3 protein-coding genes are annotated in these 7,600 nt (G+C 73.6%); 2 read left to right on the top strand and 1 reads right to left on the bottom strand.

Annotation, left to right across the window (positions count from 1 at the left end; translation table 11 throughout):
• Window positions 1–36 precede the first annotated feature (36 nt).
• A complete protein-coding gene (recG, locus tag ACFWGJ_RS39335; protein WP_387333766.1) occupies window positions 37–2,247 on the bottom strand; it encodes an ATP-dependent DNA helicase RecG in 2,211 nt (736 codons plus the stop codon).
• Window positions 2,248–2,410: 163 nt separating this feature from the next.
• Between recG and ACFWGJ_RS39330 the strand changes: the two genes are divergently transcribed.
• Window positions 2,411–4,258, top strand: a complete 1,848-nt coding sequence (locus tag ACFWGJ_RS39330; protein ID WP_387333765.1) for an HSP90 family protein — start codon at window positions 2,411–2,413, stop codon at window positions 4,256–4,258.
• Window positions 4,255–7,311: a tetratricopeptide repeat protein gene (locus tag ACFWGJ_RS39325; protein ID WP_387333764.1), complete on the top strand. Its 3,057-nt coding sequence runs from the start codon at window positions 4,255–4,257 to the stop codon at window positions 7,309–7,311. The genes ACFWGJ_RS39330 and ACFWGJ_RS39325 overlap by 4 nt, the downstream gene beginning before the upstream one ends.
• Window positions 7,312–7,600 lie beyond the last annotated feature (289 nt).

Here is a 7,600-nt window from a genome sequence, read left to right as displayed (position 1 = left end):
GGTCTGGGGGCGGCAGCCCCCAGGGGACGGCGGCTCTCAGCCTTTGTCCAGGTACTGCTCTCTCTCCTCGTCCAGCAGGGCCTGGAGCGCGGTGCGCAGCCCGGGAAGGCCGTCGAGGTCGGGGTCGGCGGCCACCACGGCCGTCGCCTCCTCGCGGGCCTCGGCGATGACGTCCTCGTCGTCGATGACCGTGAGCATCCGCAGCGACGTGCGGGCGCCGGACTGGGCCTGGCCCAGGACATCGCCCTCGCGCCGCTGTTCGAGGTCGATGCGGGAGAGCTCGAAGCCGTCGAGGGTGGACGCCACGGAGGTCAGCCGCTGGCGGGCCGGGCTCGCCTCCGGCATCTCGGTGACGAGCAGGCACAGGCCGGCCGCGGAGCCACGGCCGACCCGGCCGCGCAGTTGGTGGAGCTGGGAGACACCGAACCGGTCGGCGTCCATGATCACCATCGCGGTCGCGTTCGGTACGTTCACCCCGACCTCGATGACCGTCGTGGCGACCAGGACGTGGGTCTCCCCAGCGGCGAAGCGGCGCATCACGGCGTCCTTGTCGTCCGGGGGCATGCGGCCGTGCAGCACCTCGACCTTGAGTCCCTGGAGCGGGCCCCTGGCGAGCTGGTCGGCGACCTCCAGGACGGCGAGGGGCGGGCGCTTCTCCGCCTCGTCCTCGGGTGACGGCTTCTTCTTCGACTTCTTCGGGTCGTCGTCCTCGTCGCCGATGCGGGGGCAGACCACGTACGCCTGATGGCCGTTCGACACCTCCTCGCGCACGCGCTCCCACGCGCGCGAGAGGAAGTGGGGCTTGTCCGCGGCCGGGACGACATGGCTGGCGATGGGTGAGCGCCCGGCGGGGAGCTGGTCGAGGACGGAGGTGTCCAGGTCGCCGAAGACGGTCATGGCGACCGTGCGTGGGATGGGCGTGGCGGTCATCACCAGCAGGTGCGGGGGCTGTTTGCCCTTGCCGCGCAGGGCGTCGCGCTGCTCCACGCCGAACCGGTGCTGTTCGTCCACCACGACCAGGCCCAGGTCGTGGAACTGCACCTTGTCCTCGATCAGCGCGTGCGTGCCGATGACGAGCCCGGCCTCGCCGGTGACCAGGTCGAGGAGCGCCTGCCGCCGGCCGGCCGCGCCCATGGAGCCGGTGAGCAGCACGACCTTGGTGGAGTCCTCGGCCCCGCCGAGCATCCCGCCCTCGGCCAGCTCGCCCATCATCTCGGTGATCGACCGGTGGTGCTGCTGGGCGAGCACCTCGGTGGGGGCGAGCATCGCGGCCTGTCCGCCCGCGTCGACCACGGCGAGCATGGCGCGCAGGGCCACCATCGTCTTCCCGGAACCCACCTCGCCCTGCAGCAGCCGGTGCATCGGGTGTTCCGTGGCCAGGTCGTCGAAGATCTCCTTGGAGACCTTCTGCTGGCCCTCGGTGAGGGTGAAGGGGAGCTTCGCGTCGAAGGCGGTCAGCAGGCCGTCCTGTTTGGGTCGGCGTGCCATCGCGGGCAGTTGGGAGTCCGCGTGGCGGCGGCGGGCCAGGGCCACCTGGAGGACGAAGGCCTCGTCCCACTTGAGGCGGGCGCGGGCGTCCTCGATGTCCGCCTTGGTGTGCGGGCGGTGGATCTTCAGCAGGGCCTCGGGCAGGGAGACCAGGCCCCGGCCCTCCTGGAGCGGCCCGGGCAGCGGGTCGACGGCCTCCTGGACGCTCGGCAGGACCGTCTGCACCGCCTTGGCGATCTTCCAGGACTCCAGCTTGGCGGTGGCGGGGTAGAGCGGGATCAGCGCTCCGGCCCAGGTGTCCACGGTCTCGTCCGCGTCCTCGCCGCGCAGCAGCTCGTACGCCGGATGGGCCAGCTGGAGGCGGCGGTTGAAGACGGAGACCTTGCCGGAGAACAGCGCGCGGGTGCCGGGGAGGAGGTCCTTGTGGGGCTTGTGCACGCCGTTGCCGAAGAAGACCAGCTTGAGCCGGCCGCTGCCGTCCGTGATGGTCACTTCGAGGCGCTGGCCCTTGCCGCGGGGCGCCTTGGCCGAGGCGAACGTCAGCAGGCGGGCGTCGTCGACCTGGGCGACCACCGTCACGTGCTCGTCCATGGGCAGGTCGGCGAGGTGCGTGAGCTGCCCGCGCTCCTCGTATCTGCGCGGGTAGTGGTGCAGCAGGTCGCCGACGGTGTGCAGGCCGAGATGCTCGGCCATCACCTTCGCGGTGGCGGGTCCGAGCACCTTCTTCAGTGGTTCTTCGAGCGCGGGCACGAGATCCATTGCACACCACCCCACTGACAATGCCGTATACGTACTGGAAATCCCCTGGTCAGACGGCTCGTTCCGGGCCTAGGATGTCCGGCTCCGGCACTGTTCGCGGTCGCCTCGTCACGGGACCGCCCGACCCCGCGCCGTCGCACGTCCCCCCACCGGCGCAGCGACGATGGACTCCCAGATCCCACAGCCGTCTCAGGCACCCCAGTCATCTCAGTCACCTCATTCGTTCCAGGTCGACCTGCGCGGCCTCGTGGACCTTCTCTCCCACCACCTCTACTCCAGTCCCAAGGTCTATCTGCGCGAACTGCTGCAGAACGCCGTGGACGCGATCACCGCCCGGCGTGCCGAGCAGCCGGACGCACCCGCCCTGGTACGGCTGTTCGCCGAGGACGGCACCCTGCGCGTGGAGGACTCCGGGATCGGGCTCACCGAGGAGGACGTGCACAGCCTCCTGGCGACCATCGGCCGCAGTTCCAAGCGGGCGGACGGCCTGGAATCGGCCCGTTCCGAATTCCTCGGCCAGTTCGGCATCGGTCTGCTCGCCTGCTTCGTGGTCGCCGAGCGCATCCGGGTGGTCAGCCGCAGCGCACGTACGCCCGACGCACCACCCGTGGAGTGGACGGCGAGCGACGACGGCTCGTACCGGGTCCGTACGCTGCCGCCCGAGGCCCGTACCGAACCGGGCACCACCGTGTACCTGGAGGCCCGTCCGGGCGCCGCCGACTGGCTGGCCGGGGAGCGGGTGCTGGCGCTGGCCCGCGACTTCGGTTCGCTGCTGCCCTACGACGTCCGGGTGGGCGACGAGGCCGTGACGGATCTGCCGGCGCCCTGGGACCGCACCTACCCCGGTCCGGCCGCCCGGCGGGTCGCCCTGGCCCGGCACTGCCACGACCTGTTCGGGTTCACCCCGCTGGACTCGGTCGAGCTGAACGTGCCGCTGGCCGGGATCCGCGGAGTGGCGTACGTGCTGCCGTCCGCGGTCAGCCCCGCACAGCGCGCCGGACACCGCGTCCACCTGAAGGGCATGCTGCTCACTGAGCGGGCCGAACAGCTGCTGCCCGACTGGGCGTTCTTCGTTCGCTGCGTCCTGGACACGGACAGCCTGCGGCCCACCGCGTCGAGGGAGTCGCTGTACGAGGACGAGACCCTGGCGGGCGTACGGGAGGCGCTGGGCGAGCGGATCCGGACCTGGCTGACGGGGCTCGCGGCCGGGGACCCGGAGCGGCTCGCCGCCTTCCTGTCCGTGCACCACCTGGGGGTGAAGTCCCTGGCGCGGCACGACGGCGAGATGCTGCGCACGATGCTGCCGTGGCTGCCGTTCGAGACCACCGACGGGCGGCTGTCCCTGGAGGAGTTCGCGCAGCGGCATCCGGTGGTGCACTTCACGCGGACCGTGGAGGAGTACCGGCAGGTCGCGCAGATCGCGTCCGCGCAGGGCGTGGGAGTCGTCAACGGCGGCTACACGTACGACACCGAACTGGTCGAGGCCCTGCCCTCCGTGCGCCCGGGGACGGTCGTCGCGGAACTGGACGCCGACACGGTGACCGCCCATCTGGACGCGGTCGACCCGGCGGTGGAGCTGTCCCTGTCGGCCTTCCTGGGGGCCGCGCGGGCGAAACTCGACCCCCTGGGGTGCGATGTCGTCCTGCGGGCCTTCCATCCGCTGTCCGTGCCGGCGCTGCACCTGGACGACCGGACGGCCCGCCACGAGCAGGCCCGCGCGGACGCCGAGGAACAGGCCGACGACCTGTGGGCGGGCATCCTCGGCTCGCTGCGCGGCAGCGCCCCGCGCGCGCGTCTGGTGCTCAACCACCTGAACCCGCTGATCCGGCGGATCAGCTCCCTCGACGACCCGGAGCTGATCGGCACGGCCGCGGAGTCGCTCTACGGACAGGCCCTGCTGATGGCACAGCGTCCGCTGCGGCCCGCGGACTCGGCGCTGCTGAACCGCGCGTTCATGGGCCTCCTGGAGTGGGCCACCCACAACGACCCCCCGGAGGAGGGCCACCGATGAGCGAGCCCGTGGACAGGGACAGGGACTTCGACGCGCTGCGCCGGGCGATGCAGGACAACTACGAGCAGCCGGAGGGCCCCGCCCGCAACGCCCGCGCGGAGCAGCTGCTCACCGAGGCCGAGAAGCTGCACATCCCGCTCGCCGTGATCGAGGCGCTCGGCCACCAGCTGAAGGTCTACAACTACAGCTCCGAGAAGGACCGGATGTTCGTCCCCTTCGCGCGCCTGCTGCGCATGTGGGACGAACGGCCCGAGGACTTCGACGCGTACGAGACCCACTCCCTGCACTGGGTCTTCAAGTGGGTGTCCGCCGGGATGCTCGGCCAGCCGCACATACCGCTCGCCTCGATCGAGAAGTGGCTCGGCGAGATGGAGCACCGCTACAGGCTCGCCGGGCACTCCGAACGGGCCGTGCGCGCCGCCGAGTTCACCGTGGCCCGGGAGGTCGGGGACCTGGCGCGGGCCGAGCGCGCGTACGCGGCGTGGCTCGCCGCGGACCGGGACGCCATGGCCGACTGCCACGCCTGTGAACTGCACGACCAGGGCGGCTGGCGGGCGGAGCGGGGCGCGGACGCCGAAGCCCTCGATCTGTGGCGGCCGGTCCTGGAGGGCGAGTACAGCTGCGCCCACGAACCGCACGCCGTCCTCGCGTCCTCGCTGCTGCCCCTGCTGCGCCTCGGCCGTACGGAGGAGGCACGCGCCCACCACTTGCGCGGCTTCCGGCTGGTGCGGCCCATGGAGAGCATGCGCGGCGCGTACGCGGACCACGTCGAGTTCTGCGTACTGAGCGGCAATGAGGCACGTGCTTTGGAGCTGCTGTCGGAGCGGCCCGCGTACTTCACGGACAGCGGGGAGCCGCGCAGCCGCATGGACTTCCTGGCCGTGGTCGCCCTGCTGGCGGACCGGCTGACCTCGCTCGGCCTCGGCGCCCAGGCCGTGCCGGGCCCGGCGGGACGCACCTGGACGGCTGCCGAACTCGCCTCCCACGCGCGCGTGGAGGCCCTTTCGCTGGCCGGGCGCTTCGACGCGCGCAACGGCACGACACGGGTGAGCGAGCGGATCCGCCGGCGCATGGACCGGCAGCCGCTGGTGGAACGCCTGCCGCTGGGGGTACGCGCGGCGGTGCGGACCGGCGTCCCCGCCGCTCCCGTGCCGTCGGCGCCCGCTCCCGCCGCAGGCGCCGGGCCGGAGGTGCCCGCGCTGCTCGCCGAGGCCCGGCGGCTCTCCGCGTCGCTGCATCCGGAGTCCGTCGCGGCGTGGGCGGCGGTCGCCGGCGCCGTCGAGGACTCCGAGGGCGCCGGGGACCGGGAGCTGACTCCGCGCGACCGGGCGGAGATGACCGACCACGAGGCGATGGGCCTCGGCCCGCAGGGCACGGAACTGTTCGCCCGCGCGGCCGCGTTGTACGAGGACGCGGGCGACCCGGGCGAGGCACTGGCGGCACGCGCGCGTGGAGCGTACGCGCTGGCCCTGTCCGGCCGCGGCGAGGAGGCACTGGACGCGGTCTCGGAGCCGTACGAGCGGGTGCTCTCGCTCTTCGCGGAGGGTGCGACCGGGCTTGCGCAGGCCGCTTCCGTGCTGGTCGGGCGGGCGCGGATCCTGCTGCAGCGGGTGCACGAGGCGGCGGCGACGAACGGGGTGAACGGCAGCTCGGGCGGCGGGTCGAAGGCATCGGCCGCCAGGACCGCCGCCGGGACCGCCGCCCGGGAGTTGCTGGCCCTCGCCGGGCCGGGCGCCGAGGACGACCTCCTGGTCGCCTCACGGGCCGCGGAGGCTCGGGCGATGCTCGGGGAGCTCGCCGCGCTCTCCGGAGACGCGGAGAAGGCCGCCGAGCTGCTCACGGCGGCCTCGGAGGCGTTCGTCGCGGCCGGGGTGCCGTGGTTCGCGGTGGAGTACGAGGCGCGGCTGACCGGGCTCGCGCGCCAGCTGGGCGACGCCGAGGCGGCCGAGCGGGCGGCCAGGGCGGCGCTGGAGCACGGGGCGCCCTTCATGGAGGCGGCCGGGCATGCCCAACTGCATCTCCAGCTGGCCGAGATACTCGGCGCCACCGGGCGGTTCGGGCCCGCGGCGGACCACGCCCTGGAAGCGTCGCACTGGGCCGACGAGGCCGGTGAGAGCGGCACGCTCGGCGCCTGGGCGCGGCATCAGCTGGGCGGCTACCTGCTGCGCCAGGAGCGGTGGGCGGAGGCCGCGGAGGTGCTGGAGTCGGCGCTGGCGGAACTGAGCGCGGACACGCACGGCGACGAGGCGATCGTGCAGACCCGGTGGTGGCTCGGCGACTGTCTCACCGAGCTGGGCGGGCACCGCGAGGCCGCCGAGCACTGGCTCCGGGCGGCCGACATCGCCCGGCGGTGGCCCGAGCAGCAGGACCACGCGACGCTCGCGCACCTCGCCGCGGAGGCGCTCGGGCACGCGGGGCAGCTTCCCGAGGCGGAACTGGCCTACGAGCGCGCCGGGGATCTGTGGGCGACCCTCGGGAACGTCCACGGTCTGGTCCGGTCGCTGCGGGCCCGTGCGTGGCTCGCCGTGCGCGGGCGGGACGACGAGGCCCCGGAGGCCGCCGGGGACGCCGGGGCGCCGGAGAGTGACGCGGGGGTCGGTGCGGCGCGGGAATTGATGGGGCTGGCGGTCGGGGCGTGCGAGGCGGGTGTGGCCGCGGCCGGGTCCGTACCCGGGGGCGGGTCCGGGGAGGCTGCTCGTGAGTCGCTCGTCGCCGAGCTCGCGCATACGCATCGGCAGTTCGGTGATCTGGTCGCGCGGTCCGTGCCGGAGGATGCCGCGGACGACGCGATCCGTGCCCTGTTCGAGGAGGCGCTGGGGCATTTCGCGTCGGCCGTGTCGGGGTTTCTCTCGCTCGGTGAGGGTGCGGTCCATGACTGGACGGGGGCGTTGCTCGCGGCGGGGTGGATCGAGGCGGATCTCGACCGTCCGGAGGCGGCGGCTGAGCGGGCTCGGACGGTCCTTGACGCCTACGCCCACGCCGGCTCCGACGAGGTCGTGGCGGCTCGGCTCGCCGAGGCCGAGCGGTTGCTGCGGGCTGCGGGAGGGGGCTGAGCGTCGAGTGCCGGGTGCGGGTCCGTCGTGGCTGGCCGCGCAGTTCCCCGCGCCCCTGGGCCGGGGCTTCGCCCCGGATGGGCGGTGGGACGGGCGCGGGCCCGGCGGGGGCCGCCCGCGCCGTTCCCCGCGCCCCTTACGGGGCCCGCCGGTCGTCACGGCGCTCGCGCCATATCCCGCGTCCCTGAGAAACAGGCGCTGCGTCCGGCCTGCGCCCTGAAGGGGCGCGGGGAACTGCGCGACCAGCCCCCACCGAGCCCGCACCCGACAGGAGCCCAGGGCTCGGATG

Origin of the sequence: Streptomyces sp. NPDC060205 (genome assembly GCF_042728395.1) — a bacterium.
Classification (GTDB): domain Bacteria; phylum Actinomycetota; class Actinomycetes; order Streptomycetales; family Streptomycetaceae; genus Streptomyces.
This window is presented reverse-complemented; position numbering and strand designations above follow the sequence as displayed.